Raw genomic sequence first — 22,307 nt, forward strand, 5'->3', positions numbered from 1 at the left:
CGTTGGGCTTTCCCCAAATCAAGCAATGGGAGGCCCCCGAAAGAAGGATGTTCTATGGCATACAACAAGTCGGATCTCGTTTCGAAGATTGCGCAGAAGTCCAACCTGACCAAGGCTCAGGCGGAAGCTGCTGTCAACGCCTTCCAGGATGTCTTCGTCGAGGCCATGAAGTCCGGTGAGGGTCTGAAGCTGACCGGTCTGTTCTCGGCCGAGCGTGTCAAGCGTGCCGCTCGCACCGGCCGCAACCCCCGCACCGGTGAGACCATCAAGATTCCGGCCAGCTATGGCGTGCGTATCTCTGCCGGCTCGCTGCTGAAGAAGGCCGTCACCAACAAGAAGTGAAATCAGCCTTTCTATAAGGGCCCCGGCATCCGTCCACGGATGGGGGGCCCTTCTTGTTACATCAGGCTCAAAGGACGTCCGGCGGTGCAAACAAGATCCTAGGCACGAGGCTTTGAGGCACCCCCCAGAAAGTCCATCAAGGAATGATATCGAGACGGGCCCATATGGTCGAAGGGGTCGGGCAGGTCCACCTCGACTCGGCGAGAACCACCCAGGACCAGGTGACTCCAGTCACATGACCATGTGCGTGTTCCTCGGTCTGCGGCACGGACAAAGTCGCCACGCAGACGGGCCCGGGTATCCTGTGGAGGTTGATCCATGGCGCGGCGTATCTGTAAGCCGTCGACCGGTGAGCGCATGAGTCCATGACTGATCAGGCCAGGGTAGGATCTTCCCGCACTCAAATCGTGATAGTCCAAGTCCAGAGCCTCGGCCAGATCCCGCCCGGCGCCACGTCGACTCAGGCCTTGAAGCAGCCGCAGCTTGGCAGCCCAATCCACCCAGTCAGCCAGGTCCTGCCAACGCCCCGCGTCCAGCGCATCCAAGGCCACCCTCCAAAGTTGCAGGGCACGCAGAGCCTGGGACCGGTCGATGCCAATATCCTCCTGCTGGTCCACCAAGGCCTTGCAGGCTGACCAGTAGGCCTCTTGCAGACCAAGAGCGCTGACGCCGGCGGTCTTCGTCGAAGCCTCCAGCTCCAGGATGACCCGGCCGGTCCGATCCCGGCTGACGGCTCGGACGGCTGCACCGGGATCAGCCAGGGCCCAGTCGGCCAGGTCTGGCCGGCGGTCTTGGCGGCAGGCTTGCTCAATCAGGTTGAGGACCAGGTGGGTACTGGCCATCTTGAACCAGGTAGCCTGCGGCGACCGGTTGGTATCCCCTACGATCACATGCAAACGCCGCCATCGTTCGGGATCGGCCAGAGGCTCGTCACGGGTATTGACCATGGGACGGGCACGGGTGGTGGCCGAGGAGACCGCTTCGTCAAGAAAGTCGGCCCGCTGGCTGAGCTGGAACCCATCGGGGCTCAGACGACCCGCCCCGGTGATCAGCTGCCGTGTGACAAGAAAGGGAACCAGGCAAGCTCCGATCATGTCCAAGGGGACCCTACGGTCCAGCAGGTAATTCTCATGGCAACCGAAAGCGTGGCCCTGAGCGTCCAAATTGTTGGCAAATACATGAACCTTTACAGGCCTGCCCAGGTTCTCCGACAGGTACTTCCGGGCTCGCTCAGCAAGGTCGGTCATTATCCGCTCCCCGGCCAGCACTTGAGTCAGGGCCGTCAGTGGATCACGGGCCTCTGCCGTGGCATACTCCGGGTGGGAGCCCACATCCAGGTAGAGCCGGGCGCCGTTGGGCAGATAGATGTTGGTCGATCCGTGCTTCTCAATCAGAGGGCGGAACATAGCCATGGCCACCCTTCCGGCGGCGTATGGGCCACTGGTGCCGGTCAAGCTCAGCCCATACTCGGTCTCGATGCCGAATATCCTGCGAAAGTCCGAGTCAGTCCCCTGCCGGTCCGCCATGGATCACTGGCCGCCCTTCTGGACGAAGCCCTCCACGTACTCCTTGGCATTGGTCTCCAGGGTGGTCTCGATGTCATCCAAGACGGCATCCAGGTCGGACTCTGCCGCCTGGCCCTGTTCATGGGCCCCGGTCTGCGGCAGATCCTCTTCCTGCCCCTGCTGCTGCCCGGCTGTCATGCGCCGCCCCTGCTGGGATGCCTCAGCCATGGTCGCTCTCCTTCCCGGCGCGGATCAGCGCCCGCTCAGATACGTGTTCAAATCCTCCGCGATGAGCCCGTTGGTGGCCACCACGTCGTTGCTGCCCTCCCAACGCACATGCCCGCCGTCCCAGCGCCAGAGGGTGCCCTTGGCCTCCCGGACCACGACAGCCGCTGCAGAGACGGCAGGGATGTCCCAGGAGTGCAAGGCCGGTTCGAAGTAGGCGTCGTAGCTGCCGTCCGCCACCCGGCACAGGTCCAGCGAGACCGGACCGACGCGCTTGATGTCGGCAGGCTTGCCGGCCATGCGCGAGACGATCTGCAGGACCTTTTCGGACTCGTTGGGGAAGTAGGACATGCCGAAGCTGATTACTGATCCGGTCAGGGTGGTCATCGTGGAGGGGATGATCTTCTCCCGCTTGTCGCCCACGATGGTCCGTCGGATCCTGATGGCGCCCTGGCCCTTGGCGGCCAGATAGGTCAGGCCCAGGACCGGTGCATGCACGATGCCCAGAACCGGCGAAGCGTGGCCTTTCTCGTCCACGGCGAACAGAGAAATGGTAAGCGTCCATTCGGCCATGTTGCGCACATAGTTGACCGGGCCGTCGATGTGGCCCAGACACCAGTAGCGGCCGCCAGGACGGCGGTTGCCGGCCTCCTCCTCCCAGAAGCCGTCCATGGGGTCCAGGGCGGCGATCTTGGTTCGGCAGTAGCGAATCAGACGCGTATCAATGCCTGGCGAGAACTGGGTGCCCTGGCCGATGGCTGAGGTAGAGCGGGGATCGTGAGGGTTGATCTGGTCCTGAAGGGCATGACGGCCGGCCTCCACGGCAATGGTGGCGGCCTGCATGGCCAAATCGCGCAATTCCATACTTCTCTTCTCTTTCAAACGGGTGGTCGAGGCATTGCCGACCGTGGTCCACCGGTGGTCGTCCGGTCGGATATCGGACTATTTTCTGCGCTATGAGCAGTATATGTCGCGGTCGTCCCGGCAGGAAGACCGTGTGTGACTCAGCGGATCGGACAGATCCACAACCCTGGTCCCAGGCTCTCCCTCCGGCCCCTGCTCCTCCAGAATGACACGACTCCAAGAGACGGCCCTGACCGCATCAGGGCAGCGGTGGAGCAGCTGGGAACGGCACCAGGCCCGGGTCTGTTCCGGCCCCTGATCCATGGCCCTGGCGATCTGGTCGGGATCCGCCAGTCGCAGGATGGATCCTCTGAGTCGCCAGGGCAAATCACGGCCAGGATCCACCCGTGCCCAGGCCAAATCCAGGGCCGCCAGACGGGAATCCGACCAGTCCGGCATGGCCCGGCGGCGGCGCAGGCGCTCCAAGAGCTGCCATTTGAGCAGCCATTCCAATCTTCCTGCCTGATCGTGCATAGCCAAACGGGCCTCGTCGTCGCCCGAACGCACCACAGCCAGATCCTTGAGCACCTGGTCCCAAAGGTTCAAAACCCGATTGTCGGCACAACCTGGCCGGTCGGCATCCCGTCTGGTCTGGCGGGCCGCATCCAGCAGTGCCTTTTGGATGGTCAGCGCATCGGCACATCCTCCGTTTGCCAGCGCAAGCGGCTTGGCCAAAGTGACATCACGGGAAACCGCGTGCAGTGCAGACACCGGATCATCCAGAGTCCAGCGGTCCAACAGCTTATCGATCTGACGGGTCGAATCGCCCTCGGACTCCAGGAGCCCCAGCAGCAGATCGGTGGTCCCCAGCTTGAGGACCAGGGGCGCATCCAGACGGTTGGCATCGCCCACAATTACATGGAGACGGCGACTGTCCGGCCCTGCATGCGACTCGTCCCTGGTATTGATGATTGGCCGCCCGAAGGTGGTCTGCAGTCCAATGCGGCTGGTCAGATAGTCGGCGCGCTGGCTGAGCTGGAAGCCGGCCTCCTCGCTCCTGGGTCCCAGACCCACTCTGCCCGAACCGGTGTAGATCTGCCGGGTGACGAAATGAATGGTCATCAGGGCTGCTACTCTGGCGAAGGGCACCGCCCTATCCATCAAATAGTTCTCATGCGATCCCCAGGCGGCACCCTTGCCGTCCACATTGTTCTTATAGATGGCCAAGCCTCCAGCCTTTTCTGCGGCCTGGGCCATCATCCGGTCACCCGCGCGGTCCTGAACCAGCGCATCGAAGGCATTCACTGTTTCGGCCGAGGCATACTCGGGATGGGCATGATCCACGTAAATCCGTGCACCGTTGGGAGCTGCCACATCGATCAGCCGGGCACCGGGCGCATCGGTGAGCATGCTCGAAGCGGCAGCGGAACGCGGCAGCCGACCTCCCCTGGCATCATTGACCGGATCCTCACCCCCGTAGTCCCAGCGGATGTGGGCCAGGTCCGGCTGGGCTGCGGCCCTTACCAGACGCAGGGCAAGAGCACGTGGATCAGCGCCGGGATCCTGGGGGTCGGCAATGGCGTACTCAGTCTCGGTGCCCATAACCCGCCCGGCATTCATGACCGCTCCCCTGGCCCGTCGACAGGACGAACCTCCTGGACCTGCCCTGGGCGCAGTCCGGCCAGATTGGCCCACCGGTCCGGGTCCTGGCCGCGAAGCTCCTCCAGAGTGTCCTCATACTGCCCACGGACCGCCCTCAAGCAGAGCCCACAGTCAAGACCCACCTGGCAATGCTGCTCGATGGAGGCCTTGACCGCCATGGTCTTGACCCGGTCAACCAGATTATGCAGCATGGCGCCGGAGACCACAGACTCCAGGTAGAGGGGCTGCCAGCGGCCCGTGGCATCCATGATCTTGCCCAGCAGGTGGTCACCATCCCGGGCGAAGAGTCCTTCGACCAGCACCTGAATTAGCTCCTCCGGCCCGGCATCATCCTCCATGGGCATGTCTGAGCCCAGATACTTGCCCAGAATGGCGGCCGACCTGGTCCTGTCGGGACGATCGATGCGGATCTTGACATCCAACCGTCCTGGGCGCAGAACCGCTGGGTCGATCATGTCGATGCGGTTGGAGGCGCCAATAACCATGACCTGGTCCAGGGACTCGACACCGTCCAGCTCGGTCAGGAACTGGGGGACGATGGTGGTCTCCACATCCGATGAGATGCCTGACCCCCGAGTGCGCAACAGGGCATCCATCTCGTCGATAAAGACCACCACTGGTCCACCCTGGCCTGCCAGGCTGCGGGCCCGGGCGAAGAGACGGCGGATCAGCCGTTCGGACTCGCCCACGAACTTGTTGAGCACCTCGGGGCCCTTGACCGACAGAAAGACCCCGTGGCCATCGCTCTCCTGAGCCAGGGCGCGGGCCAGGGCCTTGGCAATCATGGTCTTGCCATTGCCGGGCGGCCCATAGAGCAGAACACCCTTGGGGGCCTGAAGCCCGTAACGACGCATCAGATCGGCATGCTGGAAGGGCAGCTGGACAGCATCACGGATACGCTCAATCTGCCTGTCCAAGCCGCCAATATCAGAGAAGTCCACGTCAGGAGTCTCCTCCAGCAGCATGTCGGATTGGTCCGACTCAGGCAGAACAGCCAGGGCCATTGAACAGCTTTCGTCCATGAGCAAGGCACTGCCCGCCTCGATAGGCTGGTCCTGCAGAGATCCTGCACGTGCAACGACACGGGTCTGCCCGGAGGGGTCTTCCACCAGCAGGGCACCGGATTCCAAGGTCTCCCGCAGCGTGCGGACCTGCCCAGTCACCGGCTGATCGCCCACACGCACCACCACCATATCGGCGTTGAGCAGAACCTCCTGACCGGCCCTGATCCGTTCGGCGCGAACATCAGGCGCCAGAGGCACCACCATCCGCCTGGAACCGTTCAGAATCAGCAGGCGGGCCTGCTGCACCCCCTGGCTGTCATAGGCGACAGTATCGACACCCAAGGCCAGGGCAACCGTCAAGGGCGGCTGGCCCAGCTGGGCCAACTGGCTCTTGGCCTTGGCCAGCTCCTTGGCAGCCCTGGTAAGCGCCGCAGCCAGGGCCCGGTTGCGCCGATCCCCGGCCGGATCCTGGTCATTTACATCATCGGCCTGCATGGCTTCTCTCCTTCGTCCGTCCCTGGAATTCTCGCTCGGCCTGGACAGCCAGCCGAGCGGAAGGACTCAGCTGCAGCGGGCTCCCTCTTCCAAACGAGCTCCACGGGCCCAGTCCATAGCCTTCATGGCACGCTTGCCGGCAGCCTTGACCATCTGCAGCTCCAGGGGCAGGGTCTTGGTGCCCACCCAGAGGTGGCGACGGTCCATGGCGAGCTGCCCAGGCTCCAGATGCTCAGGAAGCCCGGGCTCGTCCCCTCGGGCTGGTGTCGCCCTGAGCACGGTCAGCCCTGTCTGCTTGCCCTGCGGGTCATCGCCTTGCCGATACAGACACCAAGCTCCGGGCTCTGGGCTGCATGCTCGAACCTGCCGATCCAGGGCAAAGACGGGCACATCGAAACGCATGCGAGCATCCTGGTGGGTGATTTTGGCGGCCACTTGATAGGCGCCCTGCGTCTGCTCCTTGGGTTGAACCCGTCCTTCAGCAAGAGCCTCCAGGCTGGCAGCCAGCAGGTGGGATCCATCCTCGGCCAGCCGATCCAGCAGCTCGCCCGAGGTCTCGTGCGGTCCAATCTCCACCGTGGACTGAGCCAGGATGGGCCCTTCATCCATGCCAGCCGTCAGCCTGAAGACCGTGGCGCCAGTGATGGTATCCCCGGCCCAGATGGCCCGCTGGACCGGCGCTGCCCCCCGCCACTGCGGCAGCAGAGAAAAATGCAGGTTATACCAACCACCTTCAAAGGCATCCAAGACCGGCTGACGCAGGATCCGTCCGTAAGCCACGACGGCCGCACAGCTGGCACCCGTTTCCTGCAGCCGCGCCGGAAAATCCGGATCGGTTGGGTTGTTCTCGAGAACGGGAATCCCCAGCTTCAGGGCTTCAGCCTTGACCGGACTGGGATGCAGATGCCTTCCACGCCCCTGGGGAGCGTCGGGCCTGGTAAGCACGGCAGCAACCCGGAAATGCTCCTGGTCGGCCGCCAGCAATCTCAGAGATGGCAAGGCGACCTGGGGCGTGCCCGCAAACAGCAATGTCATGACCATATCGGCAATCTCCTTTTCATCTGACGGCTTTGGACCACTACACTTTTACTGCACCTGAGGAATGTTCACTCCTGCCTCGATCAGGGCGGTACGCAGCCCGTAGGGGTCACTGAATCTTAGGCTGCGGATGCCGGCCTTGTTTGCACCGACTACATTCATACCCTTGTCATCCACGAAGAGGGTCCTGTCTGCCTGGATTCCGAACTGGTCCAGGGCATATCGGTAGATGGCCGGGTCGGGCTTGAGCATGTGGATGGGCCCGGAGACCACCACCCCGTCCAGCCCATGCAGGAAGGAGTCGCCGTCCCAGGCGTGGTGGAAGAGCTCGGCACTCCAGTTGGTCAACCCCCAGACACCCAGGCCTGCCGCCTTCAGATCCTCCACCAGCATGCGGGCACCGGGCACAGGGCCGGTCAGTGAATCGACGAAGTGGTCACAGTAGTACTCGAACATGGCATCCCAGGGTGCTCCGCAGTTGGCGGCCACCCAGTCACGAGCCTGGGCGCAGGTGGCTCCGCCGTCCATCATGTTGTTGGCCCGGTAGAAGCCGGAACGGCTGTCGTCCAGCATGGCTTCGACGCTCCTGCGCCCGTATCGGGCCACCATGGCCATCTCGGGCTGCCAACGAATCAGGACGTTGCCGAAGTCAAAGATGACCTGTTCAATGGGTTGACCTTGGGCCTGAGCCGCTTCCTGCTCAGCCTTGATCACATCTGCCTCAACCCGGATCTCGCCCGGCCATCCCTTCATGACTTTCCGCCTTTCGTGAATTCGTCCATATGCGCCTCTGCCTGCGCCCCCTCATGAAACCACGCCGCATAGACCCTGTACATATCCGCCTGAAGCGACAATCAGGTCAGATCCTTGGGATCCATCCGGAAGCGCAGCTCTCCTCGCCCGCGACCGGCCACGTACTTGGCCTGAGCCTGCTTGAGATCCTCAGCCAGCTTGTCCCGGCGGCTGGTGGGTACCCGAACCAAGGCTCGGACCCTGTCCTGGGTTCCCTCCAGATAGCCGGCTTTCAGCGTGGAGGGCGCAGGTATGGGCACAGGCCCAAGCAGGGCAGGAACAGGTTCAGTGCCGGCATCTGTGACAGCCTCCTGACCCGGCGCGATACCGACTGCGTCAAGCATCCAGACGACGGCCTCCCTTTCACCCCAGATCGCAGCCATGCCGACCGCAGGGGGCATGGCAGTCAGCCGACGGTCCTCCAAATCGGCGGCGGCGAGCACCGGTCCCTGCCAGGTCATCAGCGCCTGGGCCAGCTGGGGATCGCACTCCCCCAGCAGGAGCACCTGGCCTCCCTGGGCCCGGGAGCGACAGAAGGATGCCACGCGCATCCAAGCTCCCAGGGTGTCCATGCGCGCATCGATGCCAGGGGCATACAGGCTGGTCCAGGCGTCCAGAATGGCTACGGCCCGGTATCCTCGCGACAGCCGGGGCAGATCAGGATCGTCTGTATCCGCTTTGTTGCCATCGACGCCCGAGCCGACCACCCTTGGCTCGGCGCCTGGAGTGGCAATGACCAGACTGGGACGATCCCGCACGCTCTCTACCACCCCGCGGGGCTGACTGGGCGAAGAGATGACGATGGGCACATTTCTGAAGAGCATGCGCAGCTCCTGCGCCGTCCCAGCGGCGCCTACCCTGACCACCCGAAGCCGTGAACCCCCGCAATCCGGACAGGACCAGTCCGTAGCCGCAGCACCGCACCAGGCGCATCGGGGCGCGCCAGGCCGCCGTGCCCGCAGGGGTCCGGTACAGCGCGGGCAACGAGCCTGATGATGGCAGCGAGCGCAACTCAGGCTTTCGAATATGCCGTCCTGAGGGATGGACAGCAGAACCGGTCCACGCTCCAAGGCTTTGTTTATAACGGCGACGGCGGTATGCGGAACCCGGGCGCCCACGGTCGGGTCGGCCATATGGCTCAGTTCCTCCCGGTTCAGCCAGCGAATCCAAGGAAGCAGGGTCGTCACAGCAGACCGATCAAGCGTCAAGGCGGTGCCTGGACCAGTCACACCAGAGTTCGCCTCACTGGCCTCGGGCAGACTCTCCCAGTGGGAACGCACGCTTCTGGCACGGGCCATGGCCAGGAAGACACCGCCGTGGACACGCGCTCGCAATCTCAACACTCCGCGGGCGTTAGCGTATGGCATCATCCCGTCGGCGTACTGGTAACTGGCATCATCCATAAGAGCGAAGAGGGCAGGACCCTCCACCGGCGCGTACATGGCGGCCCGCAGCCCGATGGCGCAACGGACCTGACCGGAAGCCAGAGCAAGATAGGCCCTGTAGCGCTCGGCGGGAGCCATGCCGCTGTCCAGAATGGCGAAATCACCGGACCAGCCGCGTGCCTCCTGTTGGCCCGGACCTGCTGAGACAGAAGGTCCAAAGGGACGCAGTCCCAGCTGCTGGAGAACTGCAGACAGGTGAGCCACCTGACGGGTGCCCGGCAGCACCATAACCGCCGCTCGGCCGGCAAGCAGTGCGCCAATCAATACCCTGGCAGCCAACAGGGCGGCCTGGTCCATGCCGGGCAGAATGTCAGTCAGAAAAGCAGCGAAGGCATCCTCTTCCAGCGACTGATCCAATTTCTCCAGCCCCTGATAGCCCGGATCAAGTCTTTGTTTCAGGTCCTTCTGCCGCTGGGCCAGCCCGGCCACCCAGCTGGGGTCGGATGCCAACCGGGGTTGACCGGGAACCAGCTGCTGCTCCTTGTCGATCCGGGCGACGCGAGGGGGCAGGGCCAGACGCAGAATGTTGGCTTCAGTACCCCCATAGGCTCTGGCGATAGCAGTGATGTCCGCGCGCAAAGAAGGTGAGATCAGGCTGCGATCCAACACCACCCGCTCCAGATAGCGTAAGGATGCGCGGGGAACCTGGCTGTCTGAGACGCGTTCCCAGATGATGCCATTGACCCTGCGCGCCCCGAATCGAACGCGAACCAGACATCCCGGCTGTGCATGATCGGCCTGGTCAGCGTCCACCAGATAATCGAAGGTCCCGCCCAGATGAGTAGCCTGAACATCCAACACCACCCGTGCCACGGGGAGTTCATCGGCTGGTCGGCGCGGGGGCCTCTTTCGACTGCTACTCGTACGACGACGCGGGGCAAGACCGTCCAGGGCGGGCTGACTGACGGCCTGCGAATCCATGGCTGATCCTCTCGCTTTCACGATTAAGAGAGCCACGGCGGATTCCCCAGTTGATGACCCGGGAACCCGCCGTGGCTCTTGATGAACAGCTGCTACCTGGTCATGCCGATGGCAGCCTTGAGCTCGCCAACCTTGTCCACCTGCTCCCAGGTGAAGTCGGGGTCCTCCCGGCCGAAGTGACCGTAGGCTGCAGTCTTGGCGTAAATGGGCCTCAACAAATCCAGCTCATCGATGATGGCGGCAGGCCGCAGGTCGAAGACCTTGCGCACGGCCTCCTGGATCTGCTCCCGAGTGACCCCCTGCTCGGTGCCGTAGGTCTCAACGTTGACGCTGACCGGATCGGCCACGCCAATGGCATAGGCCACCTGGACCTCGACCTTGTGCGCCAGTCCAGCGGCCACGATGTTCTTAGCCACCCAACGCGCTGCGTAGGCCGCGGACCGGTCTACCTTGCTGGGATCCTTGCCGGAGAAGGCACCGCCTCCATGATGGGCCGCACCACCATAGGTGTCCACGATGATCTTACGTCCGGTCAGTCCTGCGTCAGCCGCAGGACCACCCAGAATAAAGGAACCGGTCGGATTGACCAGCACCCGATAGCCCTGGTGCTCGACGGCCTTGCCGCAGACGCGATCCAGCACGGGCGTAATGACGTGCTCCATCAACTGCTCCTGCAGCCAGTCGCGCCCAACCTCGGGATCGTGCTGGGTGGAGATGAGGACCGTGTCCACCCGACGAGGACGGTCATCCTCATCGTATTCGATGGTGACCTGGGTCTTGCCGTCAGGCCGCAGGTGGGGAATGATCCCCTCCTTGCGCACCTGTGCCAGCCGGAAAGCCAGCTGATGGGCCAGGTATATGGGCAGAGGCATGAGTGTGTCGGTTTCATCGCATGCGTACCCAAACATGACTCCCTGGTCGCCGGCCCCCTGGGACTGGTAACGCTCCTCACGGGTGGCGGCGCTCTCCTGGCTGGCCGACAGCCGTTCCACACCCTGGTTGATTTCCTTGCTCTGCTCGCTCAGAGCCACGGTCACGCCACAGGAATCCGCATCCAATCCAATATCGGATGAGGTGTAGCCGATTCTGCGCAGCACTGACCGGACCTGGGACTGGATATCCGTGTAGCCCTGAGACGATACCTCTCCGAAAACGAAGAAGAGGCCAGTGGCCGCCGAGGTCTCCACAGCCACATGCGAGTGCGGATCCTGGGCGATCAGATCGTCCAGAATGGCATCGGAAATCTGGTCGCAGACCTTGTCTGGATGGCCCTCGGTCACTGATTCAGCCGAAATCAGCCGTCGCTCTGTCATTTCATTCACCTTTGTCTAGAAACCGTCACCGCCCGAGGACCCTGTACCAAGAGTCGAAAGGCTCAGTTGCCTTCGCTCAGATCGTCCTCGCCCAGGGTCTCTTCAAGCAGGCCCTCGTTGATCTCGCGGAAGGCGATGGACAAAGGCTTCTCCTGGTTCTGGTATTCGACCAGGGGACCAACGTTCTGCAGCAGACCCTCATTGAGCTGCGTGAAATAGGAATTGATCTGACGGGCCCGCTTGGCCGCGAAAATGGACAGTGCATACTTAGAATCGGCGTGCTTCATGAGGTCGTCGATGGGTGGATTCGCAAATCCCTGCGGATGGGGCTCGGTACCGAATGCCATAAGATGTTTCTCCAATTCAACTGGATGAACCATTCATTCAATCTGTATGATTTTACCGCCCGGGCTCGATTTTAGCCCTGAAGGCTTCTCTGCCGGGAAAAGCAGTGTGAACACGCTGGAAATTCCAACATGTGGTCATGTTCGAGCCGTCACCGTCCACGTTCACTTGAATGAAACTATGCAGATGCGATCAGCCAAATTAATGAAGGAACGAGAGTTCGCGGGCGCCCGTGCTCTCTATCGTGCCGCTGGCGTCAAGGGCGAGGACTTCGGCAAGCCCATCGTGGCCATCGCTAATTCCTTCTCCGAGTTCGTGCCTGGTCACGTTCACCTGAACAAGGTGGGGCGTCTGGTCTCCAAGGCCGTCAAGGAAGCGGGTGGCATCCCCCGCGAGTTCAACACCATTGCTGTGGACGACGGCATCGCCATGGGCCATACCGGCATGCTTTATTCTCTGCCCAGCCGTGACCTGATTGCTGACGCTGTGGAATACTCGGTCAACGCCCACTGCGCCGACGCCCTGATCTGCATTTCCAACTGTGACAAGATCACCCCCGGCATGCTCATGGCCGCTCTGCGTCTGAACATTCCTACAGTCTTCGTCTCCGGTGGCCCCATGGAAGCCGGACGTACCGTCATGCCAGACGGGACGGTCCAGGAGAGCACGGACCTGATTGACGTCATGTATGCCTCGGCGGATGACAGCATCGACGATGCGGGCCTGCTGGCCTTGGAGAAGACGGTCTGCCCCACCTGCGGGTCCTGCGCCGGCATGTTCACCGCCAACTCCATGAACTGCCTGACCGAAGCCATGGGTCTGGCCCTGCCCGGCAACGGTACCACCCTGGCCTCACACACAGCCCGGAAGATGCTCTTCGAGCGTGCCGGCAAGCTGGTCGTCGAAATTGCCAACCGGTACTACCAGGATGACGACGACTCGGTCCTGCCGCGTTCCATCGCTACCAAGAAAGCCTTCGAAAATGCCATGACTATGGATGTGGCCATGGGAGGATCCACCAACACCGTCCTGCACATCCTGGCTGCCGCGCAGTCGGCGGATGTGGACTTCACCCTGGATGACATCGAACGCATCTCCCACACGGTCCCCTGCATCTGCAAGGCCTCTCCCTCCGGAGACTGGGAGATATCGGACGTTCACCGCGCCGGCGGCATCTGCGGCATCCTGGGCGAGCTGGACCGTGGCGGTGTCCTTCACCAGGACACGCATTCCATCGACTACCCGGATCTGGAGTCCAAGCTCAACGACTGGGACATCATGCGTCCTACCTGCCTGGATCAGGCCAAGGAGCTCTACCACGCAGCCCCCGGGCACATCACCTCCCCCGAACCTTTCAACCAGTCCAAGGAATGGGAGGATCTGGACACCGACCGTGTCAACGGTGCCATTCACGACCTGGACCACCCGGCCGTCTCTGAAGGCGGCTTGGCTATACTGCGCGGCAACCTGGCCCCCGATGGCTGCGTGGTCAAGACCGCAGGCGTGCCCAAGGAAATCTGGAACTTCCGCGGACCGGCCCTGGTGGTCGAATCACAGGAGCAGGCCGTTGAGGTCATACTGAACGGCACCCTGCACAAGGGTCAGGCCCTGGTCATCCGTTACGAGGGCCCCAAGGGTGGCCCGGGCATGCAGGAGATGCTCTATCCGACCTCATTCGTCAAGGGCAAGGGAATCGGCAAGGACGTGGCCCTGCTGACCGACGGCCGCTACTCCGGCGGCTCATCAGGCCTGGCCATTGGCCATATCGCTCCTGAAGCAGCCAACAAGGGCCCCATCGCCCTGATTCGCAACGGCGACATGATCCGCATCGACATACCCAACCGGCGTGTAGACGTCGAGCTGAGCGATGAGGAACTTGCCCAGCGCCGCGCAGAACTTGAGGCCGGCGAAGGCTATGTGGCCCACAGGGACCGCAAGGTCTCACTGGCGCTGAAGGCCTACGCCGCTTTCGCCCGCTCTGCAGACAAGGGCGCCACACGCGACCCGGATCTGATCAACCGGTTGTCCGGTCTGGACTGATAGATCGAAAATCCCCCAATCGGGCTCTTACCCGATTGGGGGATTTTCGACTCTTCTGGAGTAAGGCCAAGTAAAGGCCTGATGCTCAGAGACCGTATTCCTTGGCGATTATCGCCCAGAGGGCCTGGGCGGCTTTCTCCACGTTGTCGTTGACTATGACCTGGTCGAACTGATCCTCGGAGGCCAACTCCACCTTGGCGGTCTCCAGCCTCCGGGCTCGTTGCTCCTCATTTTCGGTTCCCCGCATGTTCAGCCTGGTGACCAGATCCTGGAATGATGGCGGCGCCAGGAACACATAGAAGACTTCCAGGCCCAGCTCCTTGGCACGTTCGCGAACTCGGTGCGCCCCCTGCAGATCAATCTCCAGAATTGTGGGCACCCCTGCCGCCAGATGGTCCAGGACAGGCTGCAGCGGGGTGCCATAGTGGGACATGCCATGGACCAAGGCGGTCTCCAGAAAGTCTCCGGCGGCTTCCCTGCGGGCAAACTCCTGCTCGTCCATGAACCAGTAGGTGATGCCGTCCTTCTCGCCCGGACGCGGCGCCCGGGTGGTGGCCGAGACGGAGACCCAAACTTCCGGGTGGGCATGACGCAGGGCTGCTTCCACTGTACCTTTGCCTACGGCCGTGGGCCCTGTCAACACGATCAGCCGGCCGCCCGTCTTCCCCGGCCCCCCGGTCTGTTCTCCCGAAGGTTCCTGAACCGACATGTCGGCACCGCTGATCGCTGACACGGCCACTTCCTTTCCTCAAGGTCATCCTCCGGTATATCTGGACCGGAACATGGGACAATCATATAGCGAGCGCCTACCTGGCCTTCTCCAGCTCAAGCAACCGGGCCGCGTGTTCCTGGATGCTCATGACCTCGTAGTCGTCCTTTTTGACCACGTCAATGGCCATCAAGGCGGCCGAGAATTCGGTGATAGTGGTGAACTGCGGCAGATCGGCGGCTATGGCGGCCACCCGGATCAGATAGCCGTCAGAGCGCGAACCCCTGGAACTGGGCGTGTTGAGGATCATGTCGATAGCCCCATCCTCAATTAGCTGGACTGGATTGCGGCCCATGTGCCTGACCCCATCAGCATCAGTGAAGGGCCGACCTTGCTCCTCCTCGTCGCTGATCTTGTCGACAACAGCCACGTCAAAGCCGTACCGGCGCAGGACGGAGGCCGTGCCACTGGTGGCGCAGATGCTGAAGCCCTGCTCCAGCAGACGAGCGGCCAGCATGGGCAACTGACGCTTGTCCGCATCATTGACCGAAAGGAAGGCGACCCCGCCGGTGGGCAATCCGCCCTGGTAGGCGGCCAGCTGGCTCTTGGCGAAGGCGTGGGGGAAGTCCCGATCGAAGCCCATGACCTCTCCGGTGGAGCGCATCTCCGGACCCAGCAGAATGTCCACGGTCCGGCCAACCGGAGTGCGGAAGCGCTTGAAGGGCAATACCGACTCCTTGACCGCCACAGGCTGGCCGACACGGACCATGCCGCCGTCGCCGACAGGCAGGAGCAGGCCATTGGCTCGTTGCTGCTCGATAGTCTCCCCCACCATGATTCGCGCCGCAGCCTTGGCCAGTGCCGTACCTGTGGCTTTGGAAGCAAAAGGAACCGTCCGGGAGGCGCGGGGATTTGCCTCGATCACATAGAGGGTGTTGGCCATGAAGGCATACTGAACATTGATCAGCCCCTGAACCCCGCAACCTTGGGCTATTGCCAGGGTGGCCTGCCGCAGCCGGTTGATCTGGTCGTCGGAGAGTGTCGATGGCGGCAGGGTGCAGGCTGCATCACCGGAATGGACCCCAGCCTCCTCAACATGCTCCATGATTCCGCCGATGTAGAGTTCCTGCCCGTCATAAAGGGCATCCACATCGATCTCGATGGCATCCTGAAGGAACTTGTCAATCAACAGGGGCGAAGGCAGCCGGCCGGAGACCACTGTATCGGCCTTGGCTTCCTCCAGGGCTCGATCCACGTAGGTGCCCAGCTGCTGGTCGTCATAGACAATCTCCATGCCTCGTCCGCCCAGTACGTAAGAGGGCCTGACCAGAACCGGGTAGCCGATGGCATGTGCCGCATCCCTGGCCTCATCCAGGGAAAGAGCGGTGCCGTACCGGGGGGCGTTCAGATGCTCCTTGCTGAGCACCTGGCCGAAGAGCTCACGGTTCTCGGCCAGGTCGATGGACTCGGGGCTGGTCCCCAGGATGGGCACCCCAGCTGCCTTGAGCCTGGCCGCCAGAGACAGGGGCGTCTGACCGCCCAGCTGGACGATGACGCCCTTGACAGGTCCCATGGCCTTCTCAGCCCGGTAGATCTCCAGAACGTCCTCAAAGGTCAACGGCTCGAAATAGAGCCTGTCTGACATGTCATAGTCGGTGGAGACCGTCTCGGGATTGCAATTGACCATGATGGTGTCATAGTCCTTGCCCAACTCCTGGACGGCGTGCACGCATGTGTAGTCGAACTCGACCCCCTGGCCTATCCGGTTGGGCCCCGAACCCAGGATGATGACCGCCTCACGTTCACGGGGTCGCAGCTCGGACTCGTCTGCGTAGCAGGAGTAATAGTAGGGCGTGACGGCATCGAATTCGGCTGCACAGGTGTCCACAGTCTTGTAGACAGGATGAAGGCCAAAGGCCCAACGCAGCTCCCTGACGACTGCCTCGCCTTGGTCGCCCATACCGCGCAGGTGGGCGATCTGCAGGTCGCTCAGTCCTGATTGCTTGGCCCGACGCAGCAGGTCCTCGTCCAGGACCTCGGACTGGCGCACCTGAAGGGCCAGCTCGTTGATCATGCTGATCTGCTCCAGGAACCAGGGATCGATCCTGGTGGCCTGATGGATCTGCTCCACGGTAGCCCCTCCCCAGAAGGCCCGCTGGATCTGCAGGTAACGGTGCTCGGTGGGGGTGTGCATGGCCTCCAGCAGCTGGTCAGTCGCGGCCTGGTCGGGCCGTGGGCCGTCCCAGGAGAAGGTCATGTGCCGTTTGTCGATGGAGCGCATGGCCTTCCCCAAGGATTCACGGAAGTTTCCCCCCAGTGCCATGGCCTCGCCCACGGACTTCATCGAGGTGGTCAGGGTAGTGTCCGCCCCGGGGAACTTCTCAAAGGTGAAACGTGGAATCTTGGTGACCACATAATCAATGGTTGGTTCGAAGGAGGCAGGCGTTGAGCGGGTGATGTCGTTCTCGATCTCATCCAGGGTGTATCCCAGGGCAAGCTTGACCGCGATCTTGGCGATGGGGAAGCCAGTGGCCTTGGATGCCAGAGCCGAGGAGCGCGAAACACGCGGATTCATTTCGATGACGATGATCCGGCCGTTCTTCGGGTTGACGGCGAATTGGATATTGCAGCCGCCTGTATCCACCCCCACGCCGCGGATGATGGCGATGCCGATGTCGCGCATGCGCTGATATTCCCGGTCGGTCAGGGTGAAGACCGGAGCCACGGTGATGGAGTCGCCGGTGTGCACGCCAACTGGGTCCACGTTCTCGATGGGGCAGACCACAACCACATTATCCAGGCGGTCGCGCATGAGCTCCAGCTCATACTCCTTCCACCCCTCGATGCCCTCCTCCAGAAGGATCTCATCGGTGGGCGAATAATGGATGCCAGCGCCAGCGATCCGCCTCAGCTCATCGCGATCATGGGCGATTCCAGAGCCCAGGCCGCCCATGGTGAAGGAGGGACGAACCACGAGAGGGTAACCCAGTTCGGTGGCTACTGCCTCGGCCTCATCCAGGCTGTGGGCAATACGGGACTTGGCCGACTCGGCGCCGGCCTGGTCCACCACCTGCTTGAAGAGCTCGCGGTCCTCTCCCCTGTCGATGGCCTCCAGCGAAGCGCCGATCAGCTCAACCCCATAGCGCTCCAGCACGCCAGCCTTGCCCAGCTCCACGGCAGCGTTCAGAGCGGTCTGGCCGCCCAGGGTAGGCAGAAGCGCGTCAGGCCGCTCCTTGGCGATGATCCGCTCCAGGAAGGGCAGGGCGATGGGCTCAATGTAGGTGGCATCGGCCATCTCGGGGTCCGTCATGATGGTGGCGGGATTGGAATTGACCAGGATGACACGAATCCCCTCTTCGCGCAGCACCCGGCAGGCCTGGGTCCCCGAATAGTCGAACTCGGCCGCTTGCCCGATGACGATGGGCCCCGAGCCGATAACCATGACTGAATGGATGTCCTGCCGCTTAGGCATGTGCCTTCCCTTCCCTGGCGTCCTGCATCAAAGTGACGAACCTGTCAAACAGATAGGAGGCATCGTGCGGACCAGCCGCAGCCTCCGGATGGTACTGAACGGAGAAGGCCGGAATGTCCAGACACTCCAGACCCTCGACCACGCCGTCGTTGAGATCGACATGAGACACCCGGACACGGCCATATCGGCCTTCACCATACGGTGAGGGCACTGGGTCCCCCTTGGGTGCCTTGACTGCGAATCCGTGATTATGGGCGGTGATCTCAACCTTGCCAGTGCTGAGATCCATGACCGGCTGATTGATGCCGCGATGACCGAATTTCAGCTTATAGGTCTCGAAGCCCAGGGCACGGCCCAGAAGCTGGTTGCCCAGGCAGATGCCGAAGAATGGCAGTCCGGCATCCAAAACTTGCCTGAGGAGCGACACCTCCTCGTCTGCGGTCGATGGGTCGCCTGGACCGTTTGAGAAGAAAACCCCGTCTGGCCGCAGGGCCTTTATCTGCTCGATGGTGGTGTCGACGGGAAGTACGTGGACCCTGCACCCTCGCTCGGCCAGCCTGTGAGGGGTCATGGACTTGATTCCCAAATCCACCGCCGCCACCGTGCAGACAGGCTCTTTCGTCTGACGGTCTCCGACTGGTTCGACGATATAGGACCTGTCTGTGCTGACCTCGCCAGTCAGGTGGGACCCGGTCATCTTGGGGGCCGAACGGACCTGATTGAGGAGTTCCTGCATGGTTCTGGGCCTACCGCCGTCGTTGAGCATTGGGTCCGGGCCTGAAAAAATACCGGCCCGCATGACACCTGCAGAACGCAAGTGTCGCACGAGCCGGCGGGTGTCTATGTGACTGATACCGACGATGCCCTGATCGACCAGCTGGTCATGGAGACTGCCCCGGGCCCGCCAGTTGCTGACGTTGGGGCTGGGTTCCCGGACTACATACCCTGCCACCCAGATCCTGTCTGACTCACCGTCCTGGTCATTGACACCGGTATTACCGATGTGGGGGAAGGTCTGCACAACGATCTGCCGAGCATAGCTAGGATCCGTCAGGGTTTCTTGATACCCAGTCATTCCGGTCGAGAAAACAATTTCACCTATGGTAGTGCCCACCGCTCCGAAGGCTCTCCCCACATACACTTCCCCATCCTCAAGGATGAGCAAGGCACGATTGGAGAAACGGCTATCGGAGGTGATGGTGTTGGTGTCTTTCAGGTTCACCGAACCCCCTTGATTACCGCGGATATTCGCACCCATATTAATGACCCCCATGGATTATTTCGGCCGAACCAGCCAAAAAATGGTTGGGCAAATCTTCCAGGATAGACTGCTGGTCAACCAGTCCGAATAGGGCAAAAGGCCGACCTGATGCCCTGATAGTTAGCGGGCATCGGTCGGCCTTTATCCGAATCATTGCTCAGTTGTCCAAAGGACGATCCGCATCGGGGGTCAGTTCCTCCGGCAGGGTCAGTTTCAGCTGGTCCAAGCTGGGGGCCGACTGATCGACAGTATGGTCAGGAACCTGATCGGATTCCCCTCCTTCAGATCCACTCTCTGCCGATTCCAACTCGCTGCCAACATGGGCATCCTCAGAGGAAACAGGCTCGGAGACTGCGACCGCCGCTTTTGCCTTATCGGATTCATCATCTGAAACGTCCGCATCGGCCTCGGCATCAGCCAGGGCAGCGATTCGATCGGCTTGCTCACGACGAGCCTGATGCTCATCCTTCTCCTGCTCCAGGGCGCTGAGAACGCCGTGGATGAAGGAGGGAGCATCGGCATCCGAAAGTGTCTTGGCCAAAGAAAGGGCCTCATCTATGGCCACCTTGTCAGGAACCTCGGGGTTGTAGAGCATCTCCCAGGCGGCGATACGCAGAATGTTGCGGTCAATGGCATGCATCCGGCTCAGCGGCCATCGGGTGGAATGGGTTTGCAAAGCCTCATCGATATCTCGACGATGCTCTGCCACACCCTCGACGATGGTCACCGCATAAGCAGGCAGAGGTGTCTGAGCCCCCGGCCGAACCTTGCGCTCCTCCAGCAGGGAAAGGAAATCCTGGCTCTTCTCATCGGCCTCATACAGGGTATTCAAGGCCCGCTTGCGGGCTGTGGAACGTGCCATGGATGTGTGGTTTCTGCCTGACTCAGTTCTCGCGGCCCAGGTAGGAGCCGTCGCGGGTGTCCACCTTGACCTTCTCACCCTCGCCTACGAAGAGGGGCACCTGAATCTCGGCACCGGTCTCCACAGTAGCGGGCTTGGTGCCGGCATTGGAGCGGTTGCCCTGCACGCCGGGCTCGGTTGCCGTCACGGTCAGCACCACGGATGCAGGCAGTTCCACGGACAGAGGGTTGCCGTCATGGAAGCTGATGATGCAGTCGGTGCCCTCAAGCAGGAAGCGCTCCTGATCGCCGACCAGGGCCTCGGGGATGTTGACCTGCTCGTAGGTGTTCATGTCCATGAAGACGAAGGAGTCCCCGTCGCGGTAGGAGTACTGCATGGTCCGGTTGTCCACGGTCTCGAAGTCCATCTTCATACCCGCGTTAAAAGTGCGGTCCACAATCTTACCTGTGAGGACGTCCTTGATGGTCGTGCGCACAAAGGCCGGTCCCTTGCCGGGCTTGACGTGCTGGAACTTGATGACGGTCCAAAGCTTGCCGTCCAGGTTGATGACCGATCCGTTCTTGATGTCATTGGAAGTCTGTGCCACCTTGATACCACCTCATTCTGATGAACGTTCCTTCGGAGGGCTCCTGGCCATCTGCCGAAAGCACCGGGCCTTACAGGATCCGGCCCGCTCGCGATAAATCCTCGCCTATTATGCCACGGCGCATGAACACCGCGGCTGGTCCGGAGGCGAGGCCTGCCGGAAATGGGCGGGGCCCGGAATCACAGGAAGGATTCCGGGCCCCGTCATTGGATCGTGTCGATAAGCGACAGGCAATCCTACTCGATGATCTTGGTGACTCGACCTGAGCCGACCGTGTGGCCGCCTTCACGAACAGCGAAGGTCAGGCCCTCCTCCATGGCGACGGGCTGAATCAGCTCGACGGAGAAGGTGGCGTGATCGCCGGGCTGAACCATCTCGACGCCCTCAGGCAGGGTGATGACGCCGGTGACGTCGGTGGTCCGGAAGTAGAACTGCGGACGGTAGTTGGAGAAGAACGGCGAGTGGCGTCCACCCTCGTCCTTGGTCAGCACGTAGACCTCGCCCTCGAACTTGTGGTGAGGGGTCACGGTGCCGGGAGCAGCCACAACCTGGCCGCGCTCGACGTCCTCGCGGCCAATGCCGCGCAGCAGCAGGCCGGTGTTGTCGCCAGCCTCAGCCTCGTCCATCTGCTTGTGGAAGGTCTCGATGGAGGTGACGGTGGTGGACTGGGTGTCCCGCAGACCGACGATCTCCACGTTGGTGTTCACAGGCAGCTTGCCACGCTCGACACGGCCGGTCACCACGGTGCCGCGGCCGGAGATGGTGAAGACATCCTCGATGGGCATCAGGAAGGGCTTGTCCAGGTCGTGGACCGGGGTGGGGATGTAGTCGTCGACGGCATCCATGAGGTCCTTGATGGTCTGAACCCACTTGTCGTGGTCGGGGGCATCATCATGCAGGGCGCCGTAGGCGGAGGTGCGGATGACGGGGCAGTCGCGGTCGAAGCCGTTCTCGTCCAGCAGATCGCGGACCTCCTCCTCGACCAGCTCGATCAGCTCTTCGTCGTCGACCATGTCGCACTTGTTCAGGGCAACCAGGATCTTCGGCACGCCGACCTGGCGGGCCAGCAGCACGTGCTCACGAGTCTGGGCCATGGGGCCGTCTGTGGCGGCGACCACCAGGATGGCGCCATCCATCTGAGCAGCGCCGGTGATCATGTTCTTGACGAAATCGGCGTGTCCGGGGCAGTCCACGTGGGCGTAATGGCGCTTGGCGGTCTGGTACTCGATGTGCGCGATGTTGATGGTGATGCCGCGCTCCTTCTCCTCAGGAGCAGCGTCGATCTGAGCGAAATCGTACTCGGGGTTGACGTCCGGGTACTCCTCATGCAGCACCTTGGAGATGGCCGCGGTCAGGGTGGTCTTGCCGTGATCGACGTGGCCGATGGTGCCAATGTTAACGTGCGGCTTGGTCCGCTCGTACTTTTCCTTTGCCATTGTGTTTTGTC

The 22,307-nt window shown here is 62.2% G+C and carries 17 protein-coding genes and 1 pseudogene; 2 read left to right on the forward strand and 16 right to left on the reverse strand.

Going from position 1 to position 22,307, the window contains the following annotated elements; translation table 11 throughout:
* The first annotated feature begins 54 nt into the window (after positions 1-54).
* Positions 55-342, forward strand: a complete 288-nt coding sequence (locus ACUIAI_RS05060) for an HU family DNA-binding protein (RefSeq protein ID WP_015022121.1) — start codon at positions 55-57, stop codon at positions 340-342.
* 98 nt (positions 343-440) lie between these two features.
* Here ACUIAI_RS05060 and ACUIAI_RS05065 read toward each other — a convergent pair whose 3' ends face one another.
* From ACUIAI_RS05065 to rpoZ, 10 genes are all read right to left on the reverse strand, one after another.
* Complete coding sequence (locus tag ACUIAI_RS05065; protein ID WP_445341736.1) at positions 441-1,868, reverse strand: proteasome accessory factor PafA2 family protein; 1,428 nt, start codon at positions 1,866-1,868, stop codon at positions 441-443.
* A 3-nt stretch (positions 1,869-1,871) separates the two neighbouring features.
* Positions 1,872-2,075, reverse strand: coding sequence for a ubiquitin-like protein Pup (locus ACUIAI_RS05070; RefSeq protein ID WP_445341737.1), 204 nt, complete (start codon positions 2,073-2,075; stop codon positions 1,872-1,874).
* 24 nt (positions 2,076-2,099) lie between these two features.
* Positions 2,100-2,936: an inositol monophosphatase family protein gene (locus tag ACUIAI_RS05075; RefSeq protein WP_045935548.1), complete on the reverse strand. Its 837-nt coding sequence runs from the start codon at positions 2,934-2,936 to the stop codon at positions 2,100-2,102.
* A 90-nt stretch (positions 2,937-3,026) separates the two neighbouring features.
* Positions 3,027-4,535, reverse strand: a complete 1,509-nt coding sequence (gene dop / locus ACUIAI_RS05080; protein ID WP_445341738.1) for a depupylase/deamidase Dop — start codon at positions 4,533-4,535, stop codon at positions 3,027-3,029.
* Positions 4,532-6,076, reverse strand: a complete 1,545-nt coding sequence (gene arc / locus ACUIAI_RS05085; RefSeq protein ID WP_445341739.1) for a proteasome ATPase — start codon at positions 6,074-6,076, stop codon at positions 4,532-4,534. The genes dop and arc overlap by 4 nt, the downstream gene beginning before the upstream one ends.
* Before the next feature lie 66 nt (positions 6,077-6,142).
* Positions 6,143-7,117 carry a methionyl-tRNA formyltransferase gene (fmt, locus tag ACUIAI_RS05090; RefSeq protein WP_445341740.1) on the reverse strand — a complete coding sequence of 325 codons (975 nt, stop codon included), beginning with the start codon at positions 7,115-7,117 and terminating at the stop codon, positions 6,143-6,145.
* Positions 7,118-7,162: 45 nt separating this feature from the next.
* Positions 7,163-7,867, reverse strand: a complete 705-nt coding sequence (locus ACUIAI_RS05095) for an HAD family hydrolase (RefSeq protein ID WP_445341741.1) — start codon at positions 7,865-7,867, stop codon at positions 7,163-7,165.
* Between the two features lie 101 nt (positions 7,868-7,968).
* On the reverse strand, positions 7,969-10,272 hold the full coding sequence (locus ACUIAI_RS05100; protein WP_445341742.1) for a primosomal protein N': 2,304 nt from the start codon (positions 10,270-10,272) through the stop codon (positions 7,969-7,971).
* Between the two features lie 92 nt (positions 10,273-10,364).
* Positions 10,365-11,585, reverse strand: a complete 1,221-nt coding sequence (gene metK / locus ACUIAI_RS05105) for a methionine adenosyltransferase (RefSeq protein WP_046323134.1) — start codon at positions 11,583-11,585, stop codon at positions 10,365-10,367.
* 62 nt (positions 11,586-11,647) lie between these two features.
* Positions 11,648-11,932, reverse strand: a complete 285-nt coding sequence (gene rpoZ, locus ACUIAI_RS05110) for a DNA-directed RNA polymerase subunit omega (RefSeq protein ID WP_015022131.1) — start codon at positions 11,930-11,932, stop codon at positions 11,648-11,650.
* Between the two features lie 178 nt (positions 11,933-12,110).
* Between rpoZ and ilvD the strand changes: the two genes are divergently transcribed.
* The gene (gene ilvD, locus ACUIAI_RS05115; RefSeq protein WP_029678603.1) at positions 12,111-13,970 is read left to right on the forward strand and encodes a dihydroxy-acid dehydratase; all 1,860 of its coding nucleotides are present in this window, start codon (positions 12,111-12,113) and stop codon (positions 13,968-13,970) included.
* Positions 13,971-14,055: 85 nt separating this feature from the next.
* On the opposite strand, the gene gmk is transcribed toward ilvD, so the two are convergent.
* The 6 genes and pseudogenes from gmk to tuf form a co-directional block, all read right to left on the reverse strand.
* Positions 14,056-14,679 carry a guanylate kinase gene (gene gmk, locus ACUIAI_RS05120; protein ID WP_445342821.1) on the reverse strand — a complete coding sequence of 208 codons (624 nt, stop codon included), beginning with the start codon at positions 14,677-14,679 and terminating at the stop codon, positions 14,056-14,058.
* A 97-nt stretch (positions 14,680-14,776) separates the two neighbouring features.
* Entirely contained in the window at positions 14,777-18,151 is a 3,375-nt protein-coding gene (gene carB, locus ACUIAI_RS05125; protein WP_445341743.1) for a carbamoyl-phosphate synthase large subunit, read from the reverse strand.
* Positions 18,144-19,373, reverse strand: a complete 1,230-nt coding sequence (carA, locus tag ACUIAI_RS05130; RefSeq protein ID WP_445341744.1) for a glutamine-hydrolyzing carbamoyl-phosphate synthase small subunit — start codon at positions 19,371-19,373, stop codon at positions 18,144-18,146. The genes carB and carA overlap by 8 nt, the downstream gene beginning before the upstream one ends.
* A gap of 424 nt (positions 19,374-19,797) precedes the next feature.
* Positions 19,798-20,274: pseudogene (gene nusB, locus ACUIAI_RS05135) on the reverse strand (transcription antitermination factor NusB); the annotation flags it as partial.
* 22 nt (positions 20,275-20,296) lie between these two features.
* Positions 20,297-20,860, reverse strand: a complete 564-nt coding sequence (gene efp, locus ACUIAI_RS05140) for an elongation factor P (protein ID WP_045935559.1) — start codon at positions 20,858-20,860, stop codon at positions 20,297-20,299.
* 236 nt (positions 20,861-21,096) lie between these two features.
* Entirely contained in the window at positions 21,097-22,296 is a 1,200-nt protein-coding gene (gene tuf / locus ACUIAI_RS05145; RefSeq protein ID WP_015022138.1) for an elongation factor Tu, read from the reverse strand.
* Between the last annotated feature and the right edge of the window lie 11 nt (positions 22,297-22,307).

The sequence above is a fragment of the Bifidobacterium sp. ESL0827 genome (assembly GCF_052606685.1).

What these genes read in the sequence shown, in the direction of transcription:
- ACUIAI_RS05060 (WP_015022121.1), top strand. Translation starts at nt 55, where the DNA reads ATGGCATACAACAAGTCGGATCTCGTTTCGAAGATTGCGCAGAAGTCC.
- ACUIAI_RS05065 (WP_445341736.1), bottom strand. Translation starts at nt 1,868, where the DNA reads ATGGCGGACCGGCAGGGGACTGACTCGGACTTTCGCAGGATATTCGGC.
- ACUIAI_RS05070 (WP_445341737.1), bottom strand. Translation starts at nt 2,075, where the DNA reads ATGGCTGAGGCATCCCAGCAGGGGCGGCGCATGACAGCCGGGCAGCAG.
- ACUIAI_RS05075 (WP_045935548.1), bottom strand. Translation starts at nt 2,936, where the DNA reads ATGGAATTGCGCGATTTGGCCATGCAGGCCGCCACCATTGCCGTGGAG.
- dop (WP_445341738.1), bottom strand. Translation starts at nt 4,535, where the DNA reads ATGAATGCCGGGCGGGTTATGGGCACCGAGACTGAGTACGCCATTGCC.
- arc (WP_445341739.1), bottom strand. Translation starts at nt 6,076, where the DNA reads ATGCAGGCCGATGATGTAAATGACCAGGATCCGGCCGGGGATCGGCGC.
- fmt (WP_445341740.1), bottom strand. Translation starts at nt 7,117, where the DNA reads ATGGTCATGACATTGCTGTTTGCGGGCACGCCCCAGGTCGCCTTGCCA.
- ACUIAI_RS05095 (WP_445341741.1), bottom strand. Translation starts at nt 7,867, where the DNA reads ATGAAGGGATGGCCGGGCGAGATCCGGGTTGAGGCAGATGTGATCAAG.
- ACUIAI_RS05100 (WP_445341742.1), bottom strand. Translation starts at nt 10,272, where the DNA reads ATGGATTCGCAGGCCGTCAGTCAGCCCGCCCTGGACGGTCTTGCCCCG.
- metK (WP_046323134.1), bottom strand. Translation starts at nt 11,585, where the DNA reads ATGACAGAGCGACGGCTGATTTCGGCTGAATCAGTGACCGAGGGCCAT.
- rpoZ (WP_015022131.1), bottom strand. Translation starts at nt 11,932, where the DNA reads ATGGCATTCGGTACCGAGCCCCATCCGCAGGGATTTGCGAATCCACCC.
- ilvD (WP_029678603.1), top strand. Translation starts at nt 12,111, where the DNA reads ATGCAGATGCGATCAGCCAAATTAATGAAGGAACGAGAGTTCGCGGGC.
- gmk (WP_445342821.1), bottom strand. Translation starts at nt 14,679, where the DNA reads ATGTCGGTTCAGGAACCTTCGGGAGAACAGACCGGGGGGCCGGGGAAG.
- carB (WP_445341743.1), bottom strand. Translation starts at nt 18,151, where the DNA reads ATGCCTAAGCGGCAGGACATCCATTCAGTCATGGTTATCGGCTCGGGG.
- tuf (WP_015022138.1), bottom strand. Translation starts at nt 22,296, where the DNA reads ATGGCAAAGGAAAAGTACGAGCGGACCAAGCCGCACGTTAACATTGGC.